The organism is Limnohabitans sp. B9-3 (assembly GCF_002778325.1).
Classification (GTDB): domain Bacteria; phylum Pseudomonadota; class Gammaproteobacteria; order Burkholderiales; family Burkholderiaceae_C; genus Limnohabitans; species Limnohabitans kasalickyi.
This window is the reverse complement of the sequence record NZ_NESI01000001.1, coordinates 109,114-133,096: the sequence shown is the minus strand read 5'-3', so window position 1 is coordinate 133,096 and position 23,983 is coordinate 109,114. Positions and strand designations below refer to the sequence as shown.

The window sequence follows — 23,983 nt, the reverse complement described above, 5'->3', positions numbered from 1 at the left end:
GTCGCGCAGATGGGCACAATCTCAGCCATGAACAGTCATGCCTCACACAGCCCCGCCCAGACTCCCTTGCAAGGCCTGCGCGTCGTCGAACTGGGTCAACTCATCGCGGGCCCCTTTGCTGCTAAAACTCTGGCCGACTTTGGCGCGGACGTTGTCAAAGTTGAAACGCCCAAGACAGGTGACCCTTTGCGTAAATGGCGCTTGCTCAAAGACGGCACCTCGGTGTGGTGGCAAGTCCAGTCGCGCAACAAGCGTTCTGTGGCGCTGGACTTGAAAGAAAAAGAAGCGCAAGACATCGTGCGCCAACTCGTCAAAGACGCGGACGTGTTGATCGAGAACTTCCGCCCAGGCGCGATGGAAGGTTGGGGCCTGGGCCCTGAGGATCTGTTGGCCATCAACCCGCGTCTCATCATGTTGCGCATCAGTGGTTATGGACAAACGGGGCCTTACCGCGACAAACCCGGGTTTGGTGTGGTGGCAGAAGCGATGAGTGGCTTGCGCCACCTCACCGCTGAACCAGGTCGTGTGCCCGTGCGTGTGGGCGTCAGCATTGGCGACACCCTGGCTTCGCTACACGGCGTCATTGGTATTTTGATGGCGCTCCATGAGCGCGAAACAAGCGGTCAAGGCCAAGTGATTGACGTGGCCTTGTACGAGGCAGTCTTTAACTGCATGGAAAGCTTGCTGCCCGAGTACAGTGCCTTTGGTGTGGTGCGTGAAGCTGCCGGCAGCGCTTTGCCCGGCATCGCGCCCAGCAACGCTTACCGTTGCGGCGATGACGGTTATGTGCTGATTGCAGGTAACGGTGACAGCATTTTCAAACGGCTCATGCACACAATGGGTCGCGACGATTTGGGCAACGATCCCGCACTCAGCGACAACGCGGGTCGTGTGAAACGCGTGGCCGAGATTGATGCGGCCATTGGCGTGTGGACGGCACAACTGACCGTGGCCCAAGTTTTGGACGCCTTGGACCAAGCGGCCGTTCCTGCAGGCCGCATTTATACCGTGGCCGACATTGCGGCAGACCCACACTATCAAGCACGCGGCATGATTCAACAGGTGCAGATGGACGATGGCACCTCACTCGCGGTGCCGGGCATCATTCCTAAGCTTTCTCGTACACCCGGCAGTCACCGCCGCAATGCGCCCACCATTGGGCAAGATACCGATGCGGTGTTGCAAGACATCGGGTTAACGGCTGCACAAATTCAAGCACTCAAAGACAAAGGCATCGTGGCATGACCCGCATTTATTTCAACGAAGTCGTCACGCGTGACGGTTTTCAAATCGAACCCACCTTTGTCCCCACAGACGCCAAAGTGGCCTTGATTGATGCCTTGAGTCTGTGCGGATACGCCAAGATCGAAGCCACCTCGTTCACCTCGCCCAAAGCCATTCCCATGTTGCGCGACGCCGACGAGGTGATGGGGCGTATTCAAAGGGTGCCTGGCGTGGAATACACCGTGCTTGTGCCTAATTTACGGGGTGCCGAGCGCGCCATGGAGGCCAAGGCCGACGAGTTGAATTTGGTCATGTCCACCTCCGAGACGCACAACCTGGCCAATTTGCGCATGACCCGTGCCCAAAGTTTTGCAGCCTTGGCTGGCGTGGTGCGCTTTGTGGATGGCCAAACGCCCATCAACGTGTCGCTGTCAACCTGCTTTGGTTGCCCGATGGAGGGCGATGTGCCCCAAGCGGATGTGCTGTCTATTGCGCGTCGCTTTGCTGACCATGGCGTGCGTGGCCTCACCATTTGCGACACCACGGGCATGGCGCATCCTTTGCAAGTCAAGCGCCTCGTTGAGGCTTTGCAAGCGCAATTGGCGGACACCCAACTCACCCTGCACTTTCACAACACGCGTGGCATGGGCTTGGCCAATATCTTGGCGGCGGTGCAGGCGGGTATCACGCATTTCGATGGCTCGCTCGGCGGCTTGGGCGGTTGCCCTTATGCGCCCGGCGCCAGCGGCAACGTGTGCAGTGAAGACGCCATTCACATGCTCGATGCCATGGGTTACGACACGGGCATGGATGTGACAAAACTCATCCAACTCGCCCGCCAATTGCCGCAGATCGTGGGGCACGATGTGCCGGGGCAAGTGGCTAAGGCGGGGCGCATCACGGATTTGCATCCTGCCCCGCCTTTGTGAGTGAACGTCAACTTGCCGCTGGCGTGATGGCTCACTCGATACGAATGCCCGCAGCTTTCACCAGTTGAGCGGCTGCCAATGTTTCGGCGTCCAGGTATTTTTCAAACGCATCTTGCTGCATAGGCATGCCAGCCGCGCCCAGTTTTTCCAAGCGTTCTTTCACATCCGGCATGGCCAGCACACTCATCACACCCGCATGCAGTTTTTGCACAATGGGTTTGGGTGTTTTGGCCGTCACGAACAAGCCCACCCAAAACGTGTAAGCCGCGCTGGCAAAGCCTGCCTCAGAGATGGAGGGCACATTGGGCAGCAAGGGTGAACGCTGCGCTGTGCTGACCGCCAGGGCTTGCAGTCGGCCACTTTGAATCAAGGGCAGTGCTGAAACAAGGGGTGCAAAGAACCAATCAATACGTCCAGCTGCAGTTTCAGTCAGGGCTTCGGGCGTACCCCGGTAGGGCACATGCTGTGCTTGCAGGCCTGCAGCAACGCGAAATTTTTCGGCATTCATGTGCGTGGCTGAACCGTTGCCAGCCGATGCGTAGTTAAGTGCCCCCGGTTGTGCTTTGGCTTTGGCCACCAAGTCCGCCACATCTTTGTAGCCCTTGCTGGGTGACACCACGATCACATTGGGCAAGCTGGCCAGTGGGCTGATGCCGTCAAAGTCTTTCAGCGTGTCGTAGCTCAGCTTGGGGTAGAGCGCAGGGTTGACCACATGGCCTGAGCTGTGGACCAGCATGGTGTAACCGTCAGCAGGGGCCTTGGCCACCAAGGCTGCGCCTACCGTGCCACCTGCACCAGTTTTGTTGTCGATCACAATTTGCGCGCCCAAAAGCGGGCCGAGTTTTTCGGCTACGGTGCGCGCAATCACGTCGGTGCCGCTGCCTGCGGTGAAGGGCACCACGAACGTGATGCTTTTGTCTTTGGGCCACTCGGATTGCGCAAAGCTAGGCAGGGCTGAGCCAGCCGCCAAGGCAGCAGCCCATTGCAAACTTTGGCGGCGTGAAAAAGGTGCGTTGGTCATGGTTTGTCTCCTGTTGATGGTTGAAATTAAGCAGCGGGGGGATCAAAAGGCATGGCTAGCAAGATCCGCGCTTCTTGCTGGGTGTGGTTGATGATTTGGCGTTTCTCACCGGGCGCAAAACGGCACGAGTCGAAGGTGTGCAGGATGTCGCGCGTTTCCAAGCCGTCGAGTTCACTCACCAACGTGAGTTCACCTTGCAGCACCACGTAATGTTTTTCAATTGGCGAGCCATCGAGGGTGGTGTGGCCTCCGGGCTTCAAGATGGACATGCCCATCCACAGCTGCACCGCGGGGCCCGCTTCACGCCCTTGCAGGCGCAAACATTGCATGTCAAAGTGGTTGGGCGCCACGTATTCAGGCGCTTGGTCAAGTCGGGTGATGTTCATGGAAGGTCTCGCTTATCAAGGGTTGAAGACCATGCGACGGCTGGCACCGCTCAGCACTTCTTTGTAGACCGCCAACACCTGGTCGAGTGAGAACACCGAGTCCGCGCTCACTTCAAAGGGGTGCAGCGTGCCCGCCTCAAAACCAGCCCGCATGGCGTCCATGCGTTCGTTGGTGTCGATGCAGTTGAGCGCCAAGGTGTCGATGCCCACATAGGTGTGCATGCCGCGGTAGAAGGTGAAGATGTCAAACGGCACCGGGCGCTCGAGGGTGGAAATGAAAATTTGCGTTGCGCCTTTGGCCATGGCTTTGTTGGCGGCTTCAAAGTAGGGGCTGCCCACGGTGTTGAACACGATGTGTGCGCCTTTGCCGTCGCTGAGTTCACGGATGCGTGCGGCCACATCTTCGGTTTTTGCGTCGATGGTGTGCACGCCTGGGGAGGGGCCGTCCCATGTGCCAGCGCCGCGCCGTATGGCAATCACATTGGCACCGGCTTGTGCGGCGAGCTGCACCGCAGCTTGGCCGACTTTGCCGTTGGCCCCCATCACGGCCACCGTTTGACCACGTTGCGGCATACCGCTGCGACGGAAACCTTCGTAGGCCGTGATGAAGGGCACACCCACCGAGCCGGCTTCTTCAAAGCTCAAGTTCTTAGGCTTTTCGCGCAAAGCAGCTTCGGGCAGCACCAGCCAACCCGCGTGTGAACCATCGCGTGTGATGCCCACGTCGCCGCCCGAGCCCCATACCTCTTTGCCCACCCAGGCGCTGGGGCCGTCCACCACCACGCCCGCAAAGTCGCGGCCAGGGGTGCGCGGAAATACGGCTTGGGGCATGATGCCCAAAGCGGCTTTGACATCGCTGGGGTTCACGCCTGCACTCCGCACGCGCACCAAGGCCTCACCTTTTTGCAAAGCGGGTGGCGTTTGTTTTTCAACCGCGGGTGCCAGCTCATCGGCTGAGGCTGCTTTTGCGTTCACGCGCACGGCGCGCAAGTCTTCTTTTTGAATCGACATTCTTTGTGTTCCTTATGAGAGGTTCAAGCGCGGCTGGGCAAGTTCAGCATCTGGCGTGCTTCGCGTGGGTTGGCCAATTCGCCGCCTAAATCTTGGATGATGCGTTTGGCTTTGGTCACCAACTCGGCGTTGCTCTTGGCGAGCACACCTTTTTCCAAATAGATGTTGTCTTCCATGCCCACGCGCACATGGCCGCCTGCAAACCAAGCTTGGGCCACGATGGGAAATTCAAATCGACCAATGCCAAAGGCTGACCAAATCGCGCCTGCGGGCAGCAAGCTGCGCGCGTACAACAAGGTTTCAGGTGAAGATGAAAAACCGTATTTCACGCCCGTCACAAAGGTCCACATGCCGGGGCCTTCTAGCGTGCCATCGGCTATCAAGTCACGTGCCAAATGCATGTCACCTGAATCAAAAATTTCAAGCTCGGGCTTCACACCCGCATCGCGCATGATCTTGGCCATGATGCGCACGTTGCGGGGTGTGTTGATGACCACATCGCCGCCGGAGTTCATGGTGTTGAGGTCCAGCGAGCACACATCGGGTTTGAGAATGCGCACATGTTCGACACGCTTTTCAGGTTGCACCAAGGTCGAGCCTGGGGCTGCCACACGCGGGTCATCCACGCTGGGAATAAAGCGACCACCGGGGCCTGTGGTGAGGTTGATGATCAATTCGGGGTTGGCACGGCGCACCTGGTCAAACACCTCGCGGTAGAGCTCTAGCTCCATCGAAGGCTTGCCTGTCTTGGGGTCGCGCACATGGATGTGCACCGCAGCGGCACCGGCCTCGGCGGCTGCCAAACATTCGTCGGCAATTTGCGAGGGTGTGACGGGCAGGTGAGGTGTTTGGTCTGGCGTGGTGATGTTGCCGGTGACCGCGCAGGTGAGGAAAGTTTTTTGGTTCATAGCAAGTTTTGTTTTTTTGAGTTAGAGGTGACGACCGCCATCGACCACGATGCGTGTGCCCGTGACGTAGCGCATGGTGGTGGCGCAGGCTTGCACCACGGCAGCCACGTCGTCGACGGTGCCAATGCGGCGCAGCGGAATGGTGTTGGCGACTTTCTCGTTGAAGTCCGCGCCACGGCCCGGCACAAAGGTGGAGTCCACCACGCCGGGCGACACCGAGATCACGCGCACGCGCGGCGCAAAAGCTTTGGCCAGCGCGTCGCCCACCACGTCAATGCTGGCTTTGGCGGCGACGTACGCCAAGTTGCTGCCCGTGCCGGTGAAGCCGGCGATGGAAGAAATATTGACGATCAAACCATCTTCTGATTTTTGGAGCAAAGGCATGAAGGCGCGAATGGTGGCGATCACGCCGCGAAAGTTGACTTTCAAAATGTCGTCAATCAGCTCATCCGTCAAAGCGTTCAAGTCATTGGCTGGCACCGCTTGGGTGTAGCCCGCGCTGTTGACCAAGATGTGCACCACGCCGCATTGCGCGGCCACTTGGTCTGCCACCGCTTGCAGCGAGGCGCTGTCGGTGACCGGCGCTTTGAAACACAAGTGGCCCGAACCCGGCAGGCTGGCGGCTTTAGCAGCGGCCGACTCGGCCGATTCGGAGTTGTAAAGCAGCACACAACGTGCGCCCAAGTGGGCCAATCGACGGGCCGTGGCCAAGCCAATGGCCCCCGTGCCGCCGGTGATCACGGCCACGCGGTTTGTCAAAGATTCAGTCGGTTCAAAGGTGGAAGTCATGGTGTTCTTGTCGTTGGAGATTGCGAAGGAATTCAGGGGATAGGCGGGTGTGGGTACACCAGCTCGCCGCGCACCAGATGGAAGTCTTGTGTCAGTTGTGCAGTGGTGGTGTCGCCGTCCGTGTGTTGGGTGAAGTGGCCCACCAGGGGCGCGGTGACGCCAAACACGGGGTCGCTGGTGAGGTTGGCGTCGTTGTCTGCAAACACTTGGGTGATCAGCACTTTGTGGCCTGGGCTGGACACCATGAAGTGCAAATGGGCGGGCCGGTTGGGATGGCGCAATTGCGCGGCCAACAACTCGCCGCACGGGCCATCGGTAGGCACGGGATAGCCGGAGGGGCAGACGGTGCGCATGAAATAACCGCCTTGTGCATCGGTGGTGAACACGCCGCGCAAATTCATATCGGCTTGGGTGGGGTCTTGGTTTTCGTACAAGCCCACAGGGGAGGCTTGCCAAACGTCAACCTTGGCGTTGGCCACCGGCTGGCCGTCGGCGTCATACACAACACCACGTACCTCCATGGGAATGCCGGGCGTGCTTGAACGCACGATGCTGTCGCCCGGCTGGCACACCGGGGCACGGTCGCGCCAAAACGGACCCAGCAAGCCTGCGGTGGACGATTCACGGTCGTGCCCAGGTGGGTTGTTGAGCATGGCGACCAAGGTGGACACACCAAACAAATCAAACGCCAAGATGACTTCGTTCTTGGTCTCACCCGTTTCTTGGCCAATGCCCGTCAAGAACTTCACGGCTTGTTCAAACTCACGTTCGGTCACCTGTTGCTCAATCACGAATTGGTGAAGGTGGGTACTCAGCGCGCACAGCAATTGGCGAAGTCGTGGGTCTGGGGTGCGCGCCATCACCTCCAACACCAAAGGCAAGATGGTGTCGGGCGTGGTGGGGAAGATGGGTGGTGTTGAGGGGGTGTTCATGGTTGACCTTTCAATGCTTGCAATTTTTTGTAACGATTTGCAACCGGTTGCAACTTTAGGTCGATAAAACCAAAGAAGCATCCTGATTTACCCTAGGAGCGGAAAAGAGACCGGTTGCAATAAAATGCCCAGATGACGCGACCTTTGGCCCCTACTTTGCAAGACTTGGCGCAGCATTTGGGGGTTCATAAGTCCACGGTGTCGCGTGCCATGGACCCCGCCCGCCGTCATTTGGTGAAAGCCAATTTGTTGGAGCGCGTCGAGGCCGCTGCCCGCGATTTGGGTTACCGGCCCAACCACGCGGCGGCGGCACTGAGTCGGGGCCGCTCTAAAACCATTGGGGTCTTGTTGCCCGACATCACCAACCCCGTGTTCCCCCCCATCTTGCGTGGCATTGAAGACGCCTTAGAAGCTGATGGCTATTTCGCCTTGCTCGCCAACACCTCCCGCCTTGAAAACAGTGGTCGTGCTGTCGAAGTGGCGGTCGATCGCATGCAAGCACAGCGGGTCGAGGGCTTTTTAATCGCCACAGCGACGCGTGATGACGTGTGGTTAGACAACTTGCGTCAAAGTGATGCCCGCATCGTGTTGATCAACCGCACCGATGGGCGAGGGCGTTTGCCTGCGGTGATCAGCGATGACATGCTCGGTATGCGTTTGGCGGTGGACCATTTGGTGGGCTTGGGCCACAGGCAGATTGCCCACCTGGCTGGGCCCGAGAGTTTTTCGACCGGCATGGCGCGACGCGTGGGTTTTGAGCAAGCCATGCGCAACCATGGGTTGGCAGCGGCGCATGTCGTGATGGCCGATGCCTATGCGATTGAAAGCGGTGACTTGGCGATGCAGCAACTGCTAGCGCTGCGCACAAGCGGCGGTTTCACGGCGGTGGTCGCTGCCAATGACTTGATCGCGTTGGGCGCTTTGCAGGCCCTGCGACGCGCAGCGGTGGCTGTGCCGGCCGAGATTTCGATCGTGGGCCACAACGACATGCCCCTGCTAGACCAAGTCCATCCGCCCCTGACGTCGGTTCGCATTCAGCACTACCAAATGGGCTACACCTCTGCACGACTGCTGCTTGACGCGTTGAACGGCAGCCCTGGCAGTCAAGATGTGACGGTCATGTTGCCACCGCAATTGATGGTGCGGGCGTCTACGGCGCCGCCAGCTCAATCGCCAGATTTTTAATTTTGAAAACCACCTTCTTTAAAGGACAAACGATGCAGACAACGTCCCCCGCGGTTTCAAAGACAGACGCCTTGACCTCCGAGGTCATGCAAAGTTTTGCCCACGCCACCGACCCGCGTTTGGCTCAGGTCATGGGCTTGCTGGCGAAGCACTTGCATGCGTTTGTCGTCGAATCCAAACTCACCAAGGAAGAGTGGCTGCGGGGGCTGACGTTTTTAACGGCCAGCGCCGCTATTACCTCTGAAGAGCGCAACGAGTTCAGTTTGTTTTCCGACATCATGGGTATTTCATCCATGGTCGACGTGGTGTCTCAACCAGAAGGTGGTACGCCCAGCAGTGTGTTGGGTCCATTCCATAACCATGACTCGCGGCTGCGCGCCAATGGCAGCGACCTGACCGAAGGGCAAGCTGGTGATCGGGTTTGGTTCCACGGCCGCGTGGTGGACGCAGACGGCCAGCCCATTCAGAACGCCCAAATTGATTTTTGGCAAAACGCGGACAACGGCCTGTACCCCGCCCAAGACCCTGACCAAGACCCACACAATTTGCGCTGCAAGATCGCGTGTGAAGCCAATGGCAGTTTTAACCTGCTGACCATTCGACCCCACCCCTACACCGTGCCCACCGACGGTCCCGTGGGAGCGTTGTTGGCAGCCAGTCAGCGCAATATTTGGCGTCCCGCCCACTACCACGTCATCGTCAGCGCGTCTGGCTATGTGGGCTTGGTCACCGAGCTATTTCCTGAGGGGTCGGCTTACCTCACTGAAGACACTGTGTTCGGCGTTCGACCCGGCTTGGTTGTTGACTTCAAGCCTTGCCACGATGCGGCTGTGGCGCAACGCTTTGGCATCGCCACCCCGTTTTTGGAGATGAGTTTTGAGTTCTGTTTGGCCAAGCAAGGCTGACATCACGTGTGAGTTTCTTCGACGGTTGATTACAAAGGAGATGGGCATGTTTCATTTTTCTCATGGCATGAAATTTGGGTTGGGTTGGTTGATCGGCACTTGTTTGAGTTTGCCGACTTGGGCGCAAACCGAGTGGCCCAAAGCCAAACCGGTCACCCTGTTGGTGGCGTTTGCGCCTGGTGCGTCCACGGATATCGTGGCGCGGTCCTTGTCCCAAAAAATGTCCGAGATCACAGGGGGTAACTTTGTTGTTGAGAACAAAGGCGGCGCAGGGGGCAACATTGCAACGGGTCAAGTGAAACGGTCTGCGCCAGATGGCTACACCGTGTTGGTGCACAGTGTGGCGTTTGCGGTGAACCCATCCTTGTATGCCGAAGCAGGCTATGACGCGCTGAAAGATTTTGTGCCTGTCGCCTTAGGTCCTAAAACCCCCAACATCTTCACGGTCAACGCCAACGTTGCCGTGAAAAATTTGCCGGAGTTGGTGGATGCGGCTAAGAAATCTCCCTTCAATTACGCATCCTCTGGCATCGGCACCACCACACATTTGTCGATGGAGCGTTTGAAGTCAGCGGCCAAAATTGACATCGTGCATGTGCCTTATCAGCCGGCTGCAGCGATCAATGCGGTGGTCGCGGGTCATACACAAATTGCGTCCACGTCCATGCCACCGGCCGTCCCCATGATCAAGGCGGGCAAACTCAAAGCGATTGCGGTGACCAGCGCCACACGTTCGCCCTTGTTGCCCGATGTTCCCTCGATCACCGAGTTTGGCTACAAAGAGTTTGACGACTACACCTGGTTTGGTTTTTTTGTGCCAGCAGGCACACCTGCCGCGGTGGTGGAGCGTTTGAATGCGGCCATCAACCGCGCCATGGAATCGCCTGAAGTGGTGGAGCGATTCACGCAGCTTGGCATGTCAAGTACCCCCAACAACCCCGCCGACTTCAACACTTTCTTGCGTGCCGAAGTGCCCAAGTGGGCGGCGGTGGTGAAGAGCTCAGGCGCGAAAGCGGACTGAGCCCCTCTCAAGCCCAACGCTTAAGCGCGTCCCAGCATGCGCAGGGCGTTGCGGCTTTCAATGGCGGTCAGGTCGCTCATGCTGAAGCCCATGGCCATCAAGCCTTTCACATGGTCAAGGGACGTGCGGTAGGGGAAGTCGGTGCCAAACACCACCTGCGACACATCGACCAAACTCAGCAGTGACAGCAAGGCGCCAGGGTGCGAGGCTTGGGCGGTGTCGTAATAAAAAGTGCGCAAGGTAGGAATGACTTGATCGCTGGGCAAGATCTTGCCAAAGTTGGCATTGAGCTTGGCCAGCAAGACCAAGCGCTCGACCAAGAACGGCATGGTGCCGCCCGCATGCGAGAAGATGAACTTGATGTCTTTGCAGCGGGTCGCCGTGCCGCTGAACAGCAAGCTGGTGATGGTGCGTGTGGTGTCGGTGGCGAACTCGATGGTCGAGCCCGGCACACCCTCTTGCAAGTTTTGGCAACACTGCGTGTTGGAGGGGTGGGTGTAGAGGATGAGTTTGCGGCGGTTGATCTCGTCCATGATGGGGGCAAACGATTTGTCGCCTAACCACTTGCCGTTGTAGCTGGTGAGCATGGCGACGCCGTTGGCCTTGAGCACGTCGCAGCTGTAGGCAATCTCGGCCAGGGCACCGTCCACATCCAGCATGGGCAGCGTGGCAAAGAAACCAAATTTCGTCGGGTTATCGCGCGCGAGTTGAGCACCGTATTCGTTGCTGATGCGCGCCATGCTGCGCATGGTGGCGGCATCGCCAAAACCCGCGGCAGGCGTGGTGGGTGAGGTAATGCTGTAAGTCACGCCAGCCTTGGCCATGTCGTCCAGGGTCCTGTTGAGCGACCAGTTGCGTGCTGGTGCTTCAGCCAATTTGCTCGCTTCGAGCCCTTTCAAATAGTCAGGCGCCCACACATGGTGGTGCACGTCCACCAAAGCGCGTTTGGCCTCGGCAGGCAAGGGCGCATCTTTGGAGGTGGTCGCGCACGATGGCAGCACGGTGGCAGCGGTGGCCGTCAGCAAGCCGGTTAAAAAACTGCGGCGTGGTTGGCAGTGGTTGCAAGAACTCTCGTTGGTGGTGTGAATCATCGAAGCCTCCTGGTGAAATTTGTTATTGCGTGAAGTCCACGCGTGTCGCTAACTTTTTAGTCATCGCAATTTCATCGGCGATGACTTTGCTGAACTCAGCAGGTGTCGACCCCACGGTGGCAAAGCCTTGCTCGGCAAAAGCGCGCTTGATCTCTGGGTCCTCCAAGACTTTGCTCACCTCATTGCGCATGCGCGTGACGTGCTCAAGCGGCACGCCGGCAGGGAACCAGAAGCCATACCAGGGTGTGTAGGAAAAACCTTTCAGAGCGGCTTCGTCAATGGTGGGCACGTCTGGCAATTCGCTCCAACGTTTGCGTGCGGTGATGGCCAGGGCTTTGAGCTTGCCGGCTTTGACCAACGGCAACACGGCAGTGGGTGCGGCAATGACAAAGTCGATGCGGCCGGCCACCAAATCGTTGAGGGATTGGCTGACGCCTTTGAACGGCACATGCGTCATCTTGACGTCGGCGCTGCTGGCTAAGAACTCGCCTGCAAAGTGCATCACATTGCCCACACCGCCTGAGCCGAAGGTGTATTTGCCAGGGTTGGCTTTGGCATCTGCGAGTAACTCTTTCAAGTTTTTCGCAGGGAGGTCGGGGCGAGCTGCCAGCACAAAACCCACGCTGTTGGCCACCAAGGTGATCGGCGTGAAGTCTTTGGTGGGGTCGTAGCTCAGGCTGGTTGAGACCACCGGTAAGCTGGCGTGGCTGGAGGAGGTATTGAGCAGGGTGTAGCCATCAGCTGCCGACTTGGCGACAAAGTCGGTACCAATCGCACCTCCAGCGCCAGCGCGGTTGTCAATCACCAAAGGCTGGCCCAAACTCTGCGCCAAACGGGGCCCCAGAGTTCGTCCAATGAAATCCATCGGCCCACCCGCTGCATAGGGGATGACCATTTTGATGGGGTGATTGGGGTAGTCGCGGGCAGCACCTGTTTGGGCGATGCCTGTCAGCGCGTAAGCGCACAGCGCGAGTGTTCCCAGTGTTTTGAATAATGTCATGCGGTTCCTTTTTTGTCCAAGCCTTGCTTGATGCGTTCTGGTGTAAAGGGCAGTTGGCGAAAACGCACCCCTGTTGCTTCAAACACCGCGTTGGCCAAAGCGGCACTGGTCGGTCCTTGTGATGCTTCGCCGGTTCCTAAAAAGGGTGCACCGGGTCGGTTGATCAACACCACCTCCACGGGTGGAATCTCTGAGAAGGTGAGGATGGGGTAGCTGTTCCAGTCCGTGGACAAAATTTGCGTGTCATCGAACTTCACTTCTTCTTTCAAAGACCAGCTCAATGATTGAATCAGGCCACCTTCAATTTGATTGCTGACACCATCGGGATTGACGATGTGCCCCGAGTCTGCAGAAGCCACCGCGCGCAAAACACGAATTCGTCCATTGCGGGGATTGACTTCTACCTCCAAGGCCACAGCGCAGTAGCCTGCAATGTTTTTGTAGCGCGCAAAACCAATGCCGCGACCGCGGTTGGGTGTTTTCTTCCAGCTGTTCCAGCCAAATTGATCGGCTGCTTTTTGCAGGACGTCGCGGGCACGTTCATCTTTCAGAAAACGCAGACGGTAGGTGAGTGGGTCCACGTGAGCCGCCGTTGCCAACTCATCCATGAAGGACTCGATCGCAAACACGTTGGCATAGGCGCCCAAACCGCGGGTGGACGACACCCTGATGGGCATGTCGGTGATGAAATGTGTCAACACCTGATGACCCGCAAAGTCGTACAAGGCAATGCCATTGCGGTCAGCCGCGTAGTTGGGCGGTCCGCCATTGACAGGCACAGGTTGGGTGAACGGTTTTTCTAAATAACGCGCAGAGAGTAAGTTGCCGGGCTCACCGCTGGGTCGTGTGCCATGTGGGGTGGACCAAATTTGCAAGTCCCAATCCAGCACGTTGCCGTTGGCATCCAAGCCTGCTTTGGTTTGGATGACCATGGCCGAACCATAGGGCTCCCACTTGTGTTCTTGCTCGCGTGTGTATTGCAAGCGCACAGGCTTGCCCGGCACGGTCATCGCCAGCAGCGCGGCATCGGCTGCCGCATCGTCGGCCATGTTGTGGCCATAGCAGCCCGCACCTTGCATGTGTTGGCAGCGCACCTTGTTTGGGGGAAGGCCCAGCATTTTGGCAATGGCCAGGCTGGTTTCAAACACCGATTGGCTGTGCGTTTGAATCAGCATCACGCCATCAGAACCCATCGTGGCAATGGCCGCCGACGTGCCAATGGAGGCGTGCATCTGATACGGCCTGTAGTAGGTGGCTGCCAGGGTTTTAGCGGGCGCTTGGCCACCTGCGCGAGGCTGAACTTTCGTTTCGATGATGCGGTTGGGTTTGGTGTTGCGCAGCCATTCAAAAATGCCTTCGTGCGTGGGCAACTTTTTTTCCACGTCCCATTTTGCAGAAGCACTCAGTACTTGGGCGGCAGCCAAGGCTTGCTCTTCACGTTGTGCAATCACCCCCAAGAAGCTCCCATTGCGCACGACCTTGACAACACCGGGCATGGTTTGCGCCATGTCCATATTGACCGACAACAACTTGGCGGCGTAGGTGGGCGGACGCACCAAGTGTCCAAACACCATGCCGGCGGGGCGATGTTCTTGCAAGAACACAGCGTCTCCCAAAATTTTGGGTGGCAGGTCTGTGCGTGGAACCGACTGGCCGATGTAGCGGTGTTGTTCGGCGGGCTTAGGCTTGACGAGGCCCGTTGCATCGCGCTCTAACGCAGCGCCCAACACCAAGTCCCAATAAGCGATGTGTGTGCCGTTTTGGGCTGTTATTTTTCCATCTCGAACAGACAGAGCTGCCAGCGGTTGGTTGAGTTTTTCTGCCGCAAGCCCGAGCAAAATTGAGCGCACCTCGGCCGATGCATATTGCACAGCGGTGGCGCAATTGGGCATGGAGAACGAGCCTGCGGTCACGCCTTCATTGGGCACCAGTGCGGTGTCCCCTGAGATGAGATGGACACGGCTGAAGTCGATGTCCAACTCATCGGCGCAAACCTGCGTGACAGCCGTCAAAATTCCTTGGCCCAACTCGACTTTGCCAACCATCAGCGTGACCGTTTGGTTGGCATTGATGCGCAACCAAGCACTCAGTTTGCGGTTGTTGTTCAAGTCGCCCGGTAAGCGTGGTTTGGTGTTGTCTGCCTGTGACAACGCGTTGTCCAATGGAATCGCAAAGGCCAATGACAGATAACCCGTGGTCTTCAAAAACCCACGTCGGCTGATGGACAGGTGTTGTTGCATGATCAAACCCCTTTTGCTGCACGCAGCACAGCACGAACAATGCGGTTGTGTGCACCGCATCTGCACAAGTTGCCATCCAAAGCGACGCGGACTTCAGCATCTGTGGGGCGCGGGTTGCGGTCCAGCAAGGCTTGCGCCTGAATGACCATGCCTGACGTGCAGTAGCCACACTGGGCGGCTTGCTCATCCATGAACGCTTGCTGAAGGCGGCTGGGCTTGCCGCCTTCTTTCATGCCTGCCAGGGTGGTGACAGTTCGACCCGCCACAGCGGAAACTGGCGCCACACAGGACTTCACAGGGTTGCCATCGACCATCACCAAACAGGCGTTGCACTGGGCTTTGCCACATCCAAACTTCGTGCCGTTGACCTGCAGGTCGTTGGCCAGCACATCCAACAGTGGTGTACTGGCAGAGGCCGAACTGCGAACGGATTGTCCATTGAGGGTGAACTGAGTCATGCAACGCTCCTGATGAAGATAAATGCTTTATTGCTCGTCGACGATGGGATTGGACAAGGTGCCAATCCCTTCAATCTCGATCTCGCACACATCGCCGGGCTGCATCCAGACGGGCGGCGTGCGTGCGTAGCCCACGCCTGCTGGCGTGCCGGTGATCACCACGTCGCCTGGCTCCAAGGTCATGCACTCGGTGATGATGCGCAGCGACTCCACCACGTTCCACAAAAAGTCTTTGGTGTTGGCGTCTTGCATAACTTTGCCGTTTAAACGGGATTGAATGCGCAAGCCTTCAGCGCCGGCTGGCAACTCATCAGGCGTGACCAACCAGGGGCCGAAGGGGCCAGTGCCGTCAAAGTTTTTGCCAATCGTCCACTGCGCCGACTTACGCTGGTAGTTGCGAATGCTGGCGTCGTTGAAACATGAATAGCCGGCGACGCAGTCGAGCGCATTGGCCGCCGTCAAGTGGCGTGCACGTTGACCGATCACCACCGCCAGCTCAGCTTCGTAGTCGAGCTGAGTGGACGCTTTGGGGCGCACGATGGCGCTTTGGTGGCCGACCATGGAGGTCGCACCACGCATGAAAAAACTCGGGTAGTCGGGGCGCGCATTGCCACCTTCTTTGGCATGGTCGGCATAGTTCAAACCCATGCAGACAATTTTTCCGGGATTGGTAATCAGGGGCAGTAACTCAACCGAGGCCAAGGCACGAAGGGCAGAAGCGGGCGCATTCAAAGCCGCAGTGTGGGCCGCTGCCATGGCCCCGGGTGTGGCGATCAGTGTTTTCAAGTCAGAGGGAAAACCCATACCCAGTAAACCGAGGTCAACAAAGCTGCTGGCTTGGGCATCTTTGATCCAGCCTAAGCTGGGTTGACCGTTGGCCGTAAAACTCAGAAAACGCATTTTTTATCCTTGATGTGAACGATGTTTGTGGTTTGAATAATATCGATATTTTGAATCTTTTCAAAAATTTATCGATTAATATCGATCGCCATGACGCTCGACAATTTGACGGAACCCGCCGCCTCGCTGACGCTCACCACGTACGAGCGATTGCGCTCAGATGTGCTGAGCGGCCGTTGGGTGCCCGGTGGCAAGCTGGGTATTGAGGCCTTGCGCGAGCACTACGGCACAGGCGCCACACCGGTACGCGAGGCGCTCAACCGATTGGCGGCTGAGGGCTGGGTGCAGCACCTTGACCAGCGCGGCTTCATCGCGGCACCCGTCAGCGACGAGGCGCTGCGTGAGTTGGCCAAAACCCGTGTGTGGTTAGAGACCACTGCCTTGACCCAATCTGTACAAGCCAGCACGCCCGCTTGGGAAGAACGCGTGCTGTTGGCTCTGCACCGGCTGTCCAAAACGCCGCGCTCGTTGAGCAAAGACAAGTACATCGAAAACCCAGCTTGGGAAAAGTTACACCGCGAATTTCACATGGTGTTGATCGACAACTGCGGCTCACGCTGGTTGATTGGATTTTGTGAACAGCTCTACGACCAAGCCTACCGCTACCGTCAGTTAGCAGCCAAAACCTCTTACAAACGCCGTCACGAATTGGACGAACACAAAGCTGTGGTCGACGCCGTGTTGGCTGGTGACGTGGGCTTGGCCTGCAAGGCGTTGACCGGTCATTACGACAAGACCGCACAGATTATTTTGAAAAATGGAGCGACCTGACCATGAGCACAGACAACCCAAGCATCACCCGATTGAGCGACGATTTCCGTTGGCCGGGCGGCAAACGCGTGGCCGTGATTTTTAACATCGCGTATGAAGCGTGGTCCGATGGGGTGGCGCCTGGCATCGGCCCCATGGGCAACGTGTTGAAGCCCGGTTTCTTCGACACCAATGCCCACTCATGGGGCAGCTTTGGCCAGGTGCGTGGCATTCACCGTTTGCTCGATTACGCGGACAAACGAGGTGTCAAAACCAGCATCATGGTCAATGGCGTGCTCGCCGAGCGCGACCCTGACACCGTGCGCTCATTGCAGGCGCGCGGACACGAGATCGTCAATCACTCCTGGGGCATGGATGTGATTCCTGTCTACTTTGACGAAGCCCAAGAGCGTGAAAACATCCGTAAAAATGACGAGATCTTGACCCGTGTGTCAGGCGTTAAACCCAAAGGCTGGATCAGCCCCCGCGGCACAGGCAGCTTGATTTCGCCGCGCTTGCTGGCCGAGGCCGGCTACATCCACCACGGCGATTGCAACGACGATGACCGTCCTTATGTGTTGGACTACAGTGGCAAACGCATCGTGGCCATCCCGCTCACCATGGACGTGAACGACTTGCCCACTTGCATTCGTTATGGCCACGGCCCGCGTCACATGTTGGATGCCTTCAACGACACCTTCACCGCCATGCGCGAACGCGAAACCGTGCCTTTGATGCTTGATGTCACCGCCCATACCCACGTCATGGGCCGTCCCTCCGGCGCTTGGGTGTATGACGAGATCATGGGCATCGTGGCCCAGCACGACGATGTGTGGGTGACCACACGCCAAGAGATGGCTGAATATGTTTTGAAGGAGACAACATGATGAATCGACGTCGCGTTTTATCTTGGGCCATTGCGCTGTGCTGCAGCGGTGCCGCAGTGGCGCAAACGCAAGGGGCTTACCCCAACAAGCCTGTGAAATTTGTGGTCGCCTTTGCACCTGGCGGGCCTGCTGACATCATTGCGCGCTTGTTGGGGCAACGCTTGTCAGACAGCTTGAGTCAGCCGGTGGTGGTGGAAAACAGAGCGGGTGCGGGCGGCAACGTTGCCAGTGGCTTGGTCGCCAAAGCCCCTGCCGATGGTTACACCCTGATGCTCAACACCAGTTCATTTGCGGTGAATGCCAGCTTGTCAAAGAACCCGGGGTTTGATGCTGAAAAAGATTTTGTGTTGGCCAGCGTCGTGGCCTCGAGCCCGAATTTGCTGGTGGCCTTTCCGGGCTTGAAGGCTAAGACGCTGCAAGAGATCATGTCTGAGGCCAAGTCGGGCAAGTTGAACTACGGCACCGCAGGGGCCGGCACCACGCCGCATTTGACAGCTGAGTATTTGTTCAAAGTGTTGGGCAAAGTGGACGTCACACACATTCCATTTCAAGGGGCAGGGCCTGCGTTGGCCGCCACCATGGGCGGGCAAGTGGAGTTGGCCAGTGTGGCTTTGCCTGCAGCCGTTGAAATGGTCAAAGGCGGCAAAGTGCGGGGTTTGGCGGTGACCAGTGCCAAGCGTGTGGCTGCCATGCCTGAGGTGCCCACTGTGGCTGAGTCGGGTTTTCCGGGCTTTGAGGATTACACCTGGGTAGGGGTGTTTGCACCGAGCAAAACACCACCTGAAATCGTCAATTTCTTGAATGCTGAGATCGGCAAAATTTTGCGCACGCCCGATTTCCAGTCCAAGTTGGCAGGGGTAGGTTTTGAGCCTGTGGGCGGCACGCCCAAAGAGGCGGGTGATTATTTGAAATCAGAAATCACCAAGTGGTCCAAGATCATCAAGGAAACCGGCACGAAAGTGGAGTGAGCCAACGACTTGAGGTGCGCAACACCGCGCTTCAACGCTGGTGTAGCGTCGCAGGGGCAAGGCTTATTCCAAGCGCCAGGTGTATTTCATGCTGGCCCAGCTTTGTTCTGGCTTGCCGTCCACCGTGCCTGGGCGGAACTGGCATTTAGACAGCGCATTGCGCGCCGCTTCATCCAAGCGGTTGAAGCCGGACGTTTTCTCAATTTCCGCTTGCAACACACGGCCATCGACCCCGATCAAAAACTTGAGCGTGACCGTGCCTTCTTCCTCTAAGCGACGCGAGGCGCTGGGGTAGTCAGGCTTGGCGCAGCTCGCTCCCGCTTGAATGCTGGCACCCGTGCGGATGGTTGGGGCTGGTGGCGCCACAGGCGCAGCCGGCGCCGGGGGGGCAACCACCGCAGGGGCTGGACTTGGAGGTGCGGGTGGTGCAACAGGAACGGTGATGACCGGCGTGGTCTGAGTGGTAACTGGCACAGGCGCGGCAGCGGGAGGTGGCGGCGTTTTAGGTGGCGGTGGCGGTGGTGCGGGTTGAGGTGGTGGTGGCGGCACGTTGTCGCTCAATAGCATGGCCACCACTTTGACCTCGGTGGTCTTCACGAGGTGTTGCGCCAAGCCAGATTGCAGTGCCCACAGCAGCAAACCATGCAACGCCACCACCAGCACGATGCTGACGAGGTGCTTGCGCGGGTTGCGCTGGCGCTGGGCGTAGGGTGATGAGGAGGTTGAAGCAGTAGGCACGGGGCAAAGGACCGATACAGAAAATCTACGGTAATTCTAGGGCGCCCGTGTCAAGTCGTCAGGTCACAGGTGCGGGATTGAACAAGACCAGCGCGTTGTGCAGCTTCCAGTGTTCCGCCCATGTTTTTTTGCGACCACTGGCCACGTCGAGCATGAGTTGAAACAGTTCCATGCCAACGTCTTCAATCGTTTTTTCGCCGTCTGCGATGGTGCCCGCGTTGATGTCCATCAGGTCATGCCAGCGGCGCGCAAGGTCGGTGCGCGTGGCCACTTTGATGACGGGCACCTCGGCCAAGCCATAGGGCGTGCCGCGTCCCGTGGTGAAGACATGCATGTTCATCCCAGCGGCGAGTTGCAGCGTGCCACAAATGAAGTCGCTGGCAGGCGTCGCCGCGTAAATCAAGCCTTTTTGGGTGAGCTTGTTGCCCGGTGACAGCACACCCGAAATGGGGGCTGATCCTGATTTGACGATGGAGCCCATCGCTTTTTCAACGATGTTGGACAGGCCGCCCTTTTTGTTGCCCGGCGTGGTGTTGGCGCTGCGGTCCACACGACCACGCGCTAAGTAAGCGTCGTACCACGCCATTTCACGGATCATGGCTTCAGCCACTTCGGGGGTGGTGGCGCGTGCGGTGAGTTGGTCAATGCCGTCGCGCACTTCGGTGGTTTCTGAAAACATCACGCTGGCGCCTGCACGCACCAGCAAATCGGTGCAAAAGCCCACAGCGGGGTTGGCGGTGACGCCAGAGAACGCATCGCTGCCGCCGCATTGCACGCCCACCACCAGTTCACTCGCAGGCACGGTTTCGCGGCGTCGCATGTTCAGGCGTTCGAGGTGGCGTTTTGCCGTCTGCATGATGTCGTCAATCATGGACATGAAGCCCACATGGGCGTCGTCTTGCAAGCACACCACGTCGAGGGCTTCGCCGCGTTGGTCGTTGATCGGGATGGCGCCGGGGGGCATCAGGCGTTCGGGCTGCAGTTTTTCGCAGCCCAAGCTGACCACCATCACTTCGCCGCCAAAGTTGGGGTTGAGGCTGATGTTGCGCAGGGTGCGAATTGGGATTTCTGCGCCGTCAGCATCAATCGCCACGCCGCAGCCGTAGGTGTGCTCGATGCCCACCACGTCGTCGACATTGGGGTATTTGTGCAGCAACTCCGCTTTGATGCGTTGCACCGCAAACTCCACCACGCCTGACACACATTGCACCGTGGTGGTGATGGCCAAGATGTTGCGCGTGCCCACCGAACCGTCGGCGTTGCGGTAGCCCTCGAAGGTGTAGCCCTCCAGAGGGGGCAGGGGGTCGGGTTGGATGGTGGCGATGGGCAGGTTGTCCAGTTCGCGGGCATCGGGCATTTGCAGCATGCGCTCGTTGACCCAGCTGCCCGCAGGAATGTCTTTCAGCGCATAGCCAATCGGAATGCCATAGCGAATCACGGCAGCTTGCGCAGGCAGATCGACCAAGGCGACTTTGTGGCCTTGTGGCACTTGGGTGGTCAAGGTCAGGCCGTCGGGCAGTAGGGTGCCAGCAGCCAAGCCACCGGCGTTGGCCACGATGGCCACGTTGTCACGGGCATGCATGCGGATGGTGATCGGGGTGGTCATCAAACTCTCCTGTTTGTGGATAATGATAGCGGTACCATTGATCTGGTCAAGAACCCGTTGAAGACCGACGTGCAAGTGAGCGCCATGACTGACAAAGACAACCCCAAACGATCACGCCGCAGCAGCGGTGCCATCACCTTGCGTGATGTGGCCATGCTGGCGGGCGTGGCGCCCATCACCGCCTCGCGTGCCATCAACACGCCAGGGCAGGTGTCGCCCGATGTACTACGAAAAGTGCAAGAGGCGGTGCAGCGCACGGGCTATGTGCCCAACCGCATGGCGGGTGGTTTGGCCTCGTCCCGCAGCCGCTTGATTGCCGCGGTGGTGCCGAGCACGGTGGTGTCGGTGTTCATGGAAACCATTGAGTCGTTGAACGGCACGTTGTTTGACGCGGGTTACCAACTCATGCTGGGCCAATCTGGCTACTCCGCCGAGCGCGAAGAGCTGCTGCTTGAGGCCATCATTGGGCGTCGTCCGGATGGCATCTTTTTGACGGGCATTTTGCCGCCGGGCAGGGCACGTACGCGCCTGTTGGCGTCGGGCATTCCGGTGGTTGAAACCTGGGATTTGACGCGCACGCCTATCGACATGTTGATCGGCTTCTCCCATTCGGACATTGGCCGTGAAGTAGGCCGTTTCTTGATGGATAAGGGCTACCAAAAATTCGCCATTGTGCGTGCGGAAGACGAACGCGCGGATCGCCGCACGGTGGCCTTTCAAGAGGCGGTGGCGCAAGCAGGCTTGCCGCCTGTTTTTGTGGCCAACGTGGGTGCCTCACGTTCGCTCAAAAGTGGCCGCGAAGCAATGACCCGCATCTTGGCCGAAGCGCCAGGCGTGCAGGCCGTGTTTTGCAGCTCCGACTTGCTGGCTTTGGGCGTGATGACCGAGGCGCGCGCACGCGGTCTGACGGTGCCCGACGATGTGGCCGTGATGGGCTTTGGTGACGTCCCTTTTGTGGCCGACATGGTGCCCGCGCTCACCACCGTGCGCATCAACGGTGGGCAAATCGGCGAGCTGGCGGCGCGTTTTTTGATCGACCGCGCCGAGGATCGGCCGGTGGAACCACGCATCGTCGATGTGGGCTTTTCGATCATTGAGCGCGAGAGCACAGCCCTAGCGAAAACCCTAGGCTAAAAGCATTGACGCTGTGTTTTTGCGCCGTTACCATCCCTTTAACTTAACTTGGTAGCGCTACCAAATCCATATGTCTACCTCCTCACACATGTACGCACGTTTGCTTTTGACGGGCGCTGCGGGCGGGCTGGGTCAAGTGCTGCGTCCGCGTCTGAAAAACCGTTGCGACGTGTTGCGCGTCAGCGATTTGTCGAATCTGGGCGAAGCCGCCGCAGGCGAAGAGCTCATGCCCGCCGCCTTGCAAGATCGCCCCGCCGTGATGCAACTGTTGCAAGGCGTGGATGCGGTGGTGCACTTGGGCGGTATTTCGACGGAGCAGCCGTTCGACGACATCGTGCAAGCCAACATCATCGGGGCTTACAACTTGTATGAAGCAGCGCGCATTCACGGCACGCGCCGCATTGTGTTTGCCAGTTCCAACCACGTCACCGGCTTTTACCGACAAGACGAGGTGGTGGACGCCACCATGCCCGTGCGTCCCGACGGTTACTACGGCTTGAGCAAAGCCTTCGGCGAAAACTTGGCGCGCTTTTACTTTGACCGCTATGGCATCGAGACCGTGGCACTGCGCATTGGTTCTTCATTCCCCGAGCCCAAAGACCGCCGCATGCTCGCCACGTGGATGAGCTACGACGACTTAGAGCGTTTGGTGGTCGCCAGCCTCAGCTCACCCGTGGTGGGCTACAGCGTGATTTACGGCATGTCCGACAACCACCATGTGTGGTGGGACAACACACCGGGCAAACACATTGGCTACCGCCCGCAAGACAGCTCTGAGCCCTTCCGTGCTGGCGCTGAAGCGCGTCAGCCCATTCTCGATTTGAACGATCCTGCCGTGATTTACCAAGGCGGCGGGTTTGTCAAAACAGGTCCTTTTTGATTTTTAGACAACACAACAGGAGACAACACCATGACCCAACGCTTCAGCTTGATTCAAACTTTGGTGGCCACGGCCGCCGCATCGATGTTCGCCATGGCGGCCAACGCCACCGAGTTCCGTTCGTCGGATATTCACCCTGATGACTACCCCACGGTGCAAGCCGTCCGCCACATGGGCGAAGAGTTGAGCAAGGCCACGGGCGGCAAGCACAGCATCAAGGTGTTCTCTAAGTCAGCGTTGGGCAACGAGAAGGACACGATTGAACAAACCAAGTTGGGCGCGATCGCCATGACCCGCGTGAACGTGGCCCCCATGAACAACATTTGCCCCGCCACCATGGTGCCCACCATGCCGTTTTTGTTCCGCTCGACCGAGCACATGCGCAAGGTGTTGGACGGTGCCATTGGTGAAGAAATCTTGAAAGACTGCGAAGCACAAGGTTTTGTGGGTTTGGCGTTTTACGACTCGGGTGCACGTTCGATCTACACCGTCAAAAAGCCCATCAAAACTTTGGCCGACGCCAAAGGCTTGAAAGTGCGTGTGCAGCAAAGCGATTTGTGGGTGTCTTTGCTCGAAGCCATGGGTGCCAACGCCACACCGATGCCGTATGGCGAGGTTTACACCGCGCTGAAAACGGGCTTGGTCGATGCGGCTGAAAACAACTACCCCTCGTATGAGAGCTCGCGTCACTTCGAGGTCGCCAAGTACTACAACAAGACCGAGCACTCCATGGCGCCTGAAATTTTGTTGTTCTCCAAAAAAGTGTGGGACACCCTGCCTGCTGAGGAACAAAAGCAAATTCGTGCCGCGGCCAAAGAGTCGGTGACTTACATGCGCAAGTTGTGGGACGACCGTGAAGTCAAATCCTTGGCCATCGTCAAAGCCGGCGGCGCTGAAATTGTGGACGTTGACAAAGCCAGTTTCCAAAACGCCATGAAGCCCGTGTATGACAAGTTCTTGAAGGACCCCAAACTCCAAGACATGGTCAAGCGCATCAACGCTGTCCGGTAACCGAGTCGT

General features: G+C 58.2%; 24 protein-coding genes. 11 read left to right on the top strand and 13 right to left on the bottom strand.

The window, feature by feature from the left end; translation table 11 throughout:
• The first annotated feature begins 27 nt into the window (after positions 1–27).
• Together B9Z42_RS00650 and B9Z42_RS00645 are read left to right on the top strand one after the other, a co-directional pair.
• On the top strand, positions 28–1,245 hold the full coding sequence (locus B9Z42_RS00650; RefSeq protein WP_100131790.1) for a CaiB/BaiF CoA-transferase family protein: 1,218 nt from the start codon (positions 28–30) through the stop codon (positions 1,243–1,245).
• The gene (locus B9Z42_RS00645) at positions 1,242–2,153 is read left to right on the top strand and encodes a hydroxymethylglutaryl-CoA lyase (protein WP_100131412.1); all 912 of its coding nucleotides are present in this window, start codon (positions 1,242–1,244) and stop codon (positions 2,151–2,153) included. Before B9Z42_RS00650 ends, B9Z42_RS00645 begins: the two co-directional genes overlap by 4 nt.
• A 31-nt stretch (positions 2,154–2,184) precedes the next feature.
• Here the strand turns inward: B9Z42_RS00645 and B9Z42_RS00640 are convergent, their stop codons facing one another.
• From B9Z42_RS00640 to B9Z42_RS00615, 6 genes are read right to left on the bottom strand one after another with little or no spacing between them, the layout of a single operon-like run.
• A complete protein-coding gene (locus B9Z42_RS00640; RefSeq protein ID WP_100131411.1) occupies positions 2,185–3,174 on the bottom strand; it encodes a tripartite tricarboxylate transporter substrate binding protein in 990 nt (329 codons plus the stop codon).
• Positions 3,175–3,200: 26 nt separating this feature from the next.
• On the bottom strand, positions 3,201–3,560 hold the full coding sequence (locus B9Z42_RS00635; RefSeq protein ID WP_100131410.1) for a cupin domain-containing protein: 360 nt from the start codon (positions 3,558–3,560) through the stop codon (positions 3,201–3,203).
• A gap of 15 nt (positions 3,561–3,575) precedes the next feature.
• Positions 3,576–4,571, bottom strand: a complete 996-nt coding sequence (locus B9Z42_RS00630) for a zinc-binding alcohol dehydrogenase family protein (RefSeq protein WP_100131409.1) — start codon at positions 4,569–4,571, stop codon at positions 3,576–3,578.
• A gap of 23 nt (positions 4,572–4,594) precedes the next feature.
• Entirely contained in the window at positions 4,595–5,479 is an 885-nt protein-coding gene (locus tag B9Z42_RS00625; RefSeq protein ID WP_100131408.1) for a 3-keto-5-aminohexanoate cleavage protein, read from the bottom strand.
• Between the two features lie 21 nt (positions 5,480–5,500).
• The gene (locus B9Z42_RS00620; protein WP_100131407.1) at positions 5,501–6,268 is read right to left on the bottom strand and encodes an SDR family NAD(P)-dependent oxidoreductase; all 768 of its coding nucleotides are present in this window, start codon (positions 6,266–6,268) and stop codon (positions 5,501–5,503) included.
• A 32-nt stretch (positions 6,269–6,300) separates the two neighbouring features.
• Complete coding sequence (locus tag B9Z42_RS00615) at positions 6,301–7,200, bottom strand: dioxygenase (RefSeq protein ID WP_100131406.1); 900 nt, start codon at positions 7,198–7,200, stop codon at positions 6,301–6,303.
• Between the two features lie 132 nt (positions 7,201–7,332).
• On the opposite strand from B9Z42_RS00615, the gene B9Z42_RS00610 reads away from it, so the two are divergent.
• Genes B9Z42_RS00610 through B9Z42_RS00600 form a run of 3 tightly spaced genes read left to right on the top strand, consistent with a single transcriptional unit; the run spans position 7,333 to position 10,311 of the window.
• Positions 7,333–8,385, top strand: a complete 1,053-nt coding sequence (locus B9Z42_RS00610; protein ID WP_100131405.1) for a LacI family DNA-binding transcriptional regulator — start codon at positions 7,333–7,335, stop codon at positions 8,383–8,385.
• Between the two features lie 32 nt (positions 8,386–8,417).
• Entirely contained in the window at positions 8,418–9,290 is an 873-nt protein-coding gene (locus B9Z42_RS00605; protein ID WP_143474009.1) for a dioxygenase, read from the top strand.
• 46 nt (positions 9,291–9,336) lie between these two features.
• A complete protein-coding gene (locus B9Z42_RS00600) occupies positions 9,337–10,311 on the top strand; it encodes a tripartite tricarboxylate transporter substrate binding protein (protein ID WP_158235879.1) in 975 nt (324 codons plus the stop codon).
• 20 nt (positions 10,312–10,331) lie between these two features.
• Here B9Z42_RS00600 and B9Z42_RS00595 read toward each other — a convergent pair whose 3' ends face one another.
• From B9Z42_RS00595 to B9Z42_RS00575, 5 genes are read right to left on the bottom strand one after another with little or no spacing between them, the layout of a single operon-like run.
• Positions 10,332–11,402 carry an amidohydrolase family protein gene (locus B9Z42_RS00595; RefSeq protein WP_100131402.1) on the bottom strand — a complete coding sequence of 357 codons (1,071 nt, stop codon included), beginning with the start codon at positions 11,400–11,402 and terminating at the stop codon, positions 10,332–10,334.
• A gap of 22 nt (positions 11,403–11,424) precedes the next feature.
• A complete protein-coding gene (locus tag B9Z42_RS00590) occupies positions 11,425–12,402 on the bottom strand; it encodes a tripartite tricarboxylate transporter substrate binding protein (RefSeq protein ID WP_100131401.1) in 978 nt (325 codons plus the stop codon).
• Complete coding sequence (locus tag B9Z42_RS00585; protein WP_100131400.1) at positions 12,399–14,642, bottom strand: molybdopterin cofactor-binding domain-containing protein; 2,244 nt, start codon at positions 14,640–14,642, stop codon at positions 12,399–12,401. The genes B9Z42_RS00590 and B9Z42_RS00585 overlap by 4 nt, the downstream gene beginning before the upstream one ends.
• A gap of 2 nt (positions 14,643–14,644) precedes the next feature.
• Positions 14,645–15,100 carry a (2Fe-2S)-binding protein gene (locus B9Z42_RS00580; RefSeq protein ID WP_100131399.1) on the bottom strand — a complete coding sequence of 152 codons (456 nt, stop codon included), beginning with the start codon at positions 15,098–15,100 and terminating at the stop codon, positions 14,645–14,647.
• A gap of 27 nt (positions 15,101–15,127) precedes the next feature.
• Complete coding sequence (locus B9Z42_RS00575; protein WP_100131398.1) at positions 15,128–16,000, bottom strand: fumarylacetoacetate hydrolase family protein; 873 nt, start codon at positions 15,998–16,000, stop codon at positions 15,128–15,130.
• Between the two features lie 90 nt (positions 16,001–16,090).
• Here B9Z42_RS00575 and B9Z42_RS00570 point away from each other — a divergent pair, with 90 nt between their 5' ends.
• The 3 genes from B9Z42_RS00570 to B9Z42_RS00560 are packed head-to-tail and all read left to right on the top strand — an operon-like array spanning position 16,091 to position 18,605.
• Complete coding sequence (locus B9Z42_RS00570) at positions 16,091–16,771, top strand: GntR family transcriptional regulator (RefSeq protein ID WP_100131397.1); 681 nt, start codon at positions 16,091–16,093, stop codon at positions 16,769–16,771.
• Between the two features lie 2 nt (positions 16,772–16,773).
• Positions 16,774–17,637 carry a polysaccharide deacetylase family protein gene (locus B9Z42_RS00565; protein ID WP_100131396.1) on the top strand — a complete coding sequence of 288 codons (864 nt, stop codon included), beginning with the start codon at positions 16,774–16,776 and terminating at the stop codon, positions 17,635–17,637.
• Positions 17,637–18,605 carry a tripartite tricarboxylate transporter substrate binding protein gene (locus B9Z42_RS00560; RefSeq protein WP_158235878.1) on the top strand — a complete coding sequence of 323 codons (969 nt, stop codon included), beginning with the start codon at positions 17,637–17,639 and terminating at the stop codon, positions 18,603–18,605. Before B9Z42_RS00565 ends, B9Z42_RS00560 begins: the two co-directional genes overlap by 1 nt.
• Before the next feature lie 63 nt (positions 18,606–18,668).
• Here B9Z42_RS00560 and B9Z42_RS00555 read toward each other — a convergent pair whose 3' ends face one another.
• Positions 18,669–19,343, bottom strand: a complete 675-nt coding sequence (locus B9Z42_RS00555) for an energy transducer TonB (RefSeq protein WP_100131394.1) — start codon at positions 19,341–19,343, stop codon at positions 18,669–18,671.
• 58 nt (positions 19,344–19,401) lie between these two features.
• Positions 19,402–20,949 carry a galactarate dehydratase gene (garD, locus tag B9Z42_RS00550; RefSeq protein ID WP_100131393.1) on the bottom strand — a complete coding sequence of 516 codons (1,548 nt, stop codon included), beginning with the start codon at positions 20,947–20,949 and terminating at the stop codon, positions 19,402–19,404.
• Between the two features lie 84 nt (positions 20,950–21,033).
• On the opposite strand from garD, the gene B9Z42_RS00545 reads away from it, so the two are divergent.
• The 3 genes from B9Z42_RS00545 (at position 21,034) to B9Z42_RS00535 (ending at position 23,974) form a co-directional block, all read left to right on the top strand.
• Positions 21,034–22,083, top strand: a complete 1,050-nt coding sequence (locus B9Z42_RS00545) for a LacI family DNA-binding transcriptional regulator (RefSeq protein ID WP_100131789.1) — start codon at positions 21,034–21,036, stop codon at positions 22,081–22,083.
• A 70-nt stretch (positions 22,084–22,153) separates the two neighbouring features.
• Positions 22,154–22,963: an NAD(P)-dependent oxidoreductase gene (locus B9Z42_RS00540; protein WP_100131392.1), complete on the top strand. Its 810-nt coding sequence runs from the start codon at positions 22,154–22,156 to the stop codon at positions 22,961–22,963.
• Between the two features lie 84 nt (positions 22,964–23,047).
• Complete coding sequence (locus B9Z42_RS00535) at positions 23,048–23,974, top strand: TRAP transporter substrate-binding protein (protein WP_369806824.1); 927 nt, start codon at positions 23,048–23,050, stop codon at positions 23,972–23,974.
• Positions 23,975–23,983 lie beyond the last annotated feature (9 nt).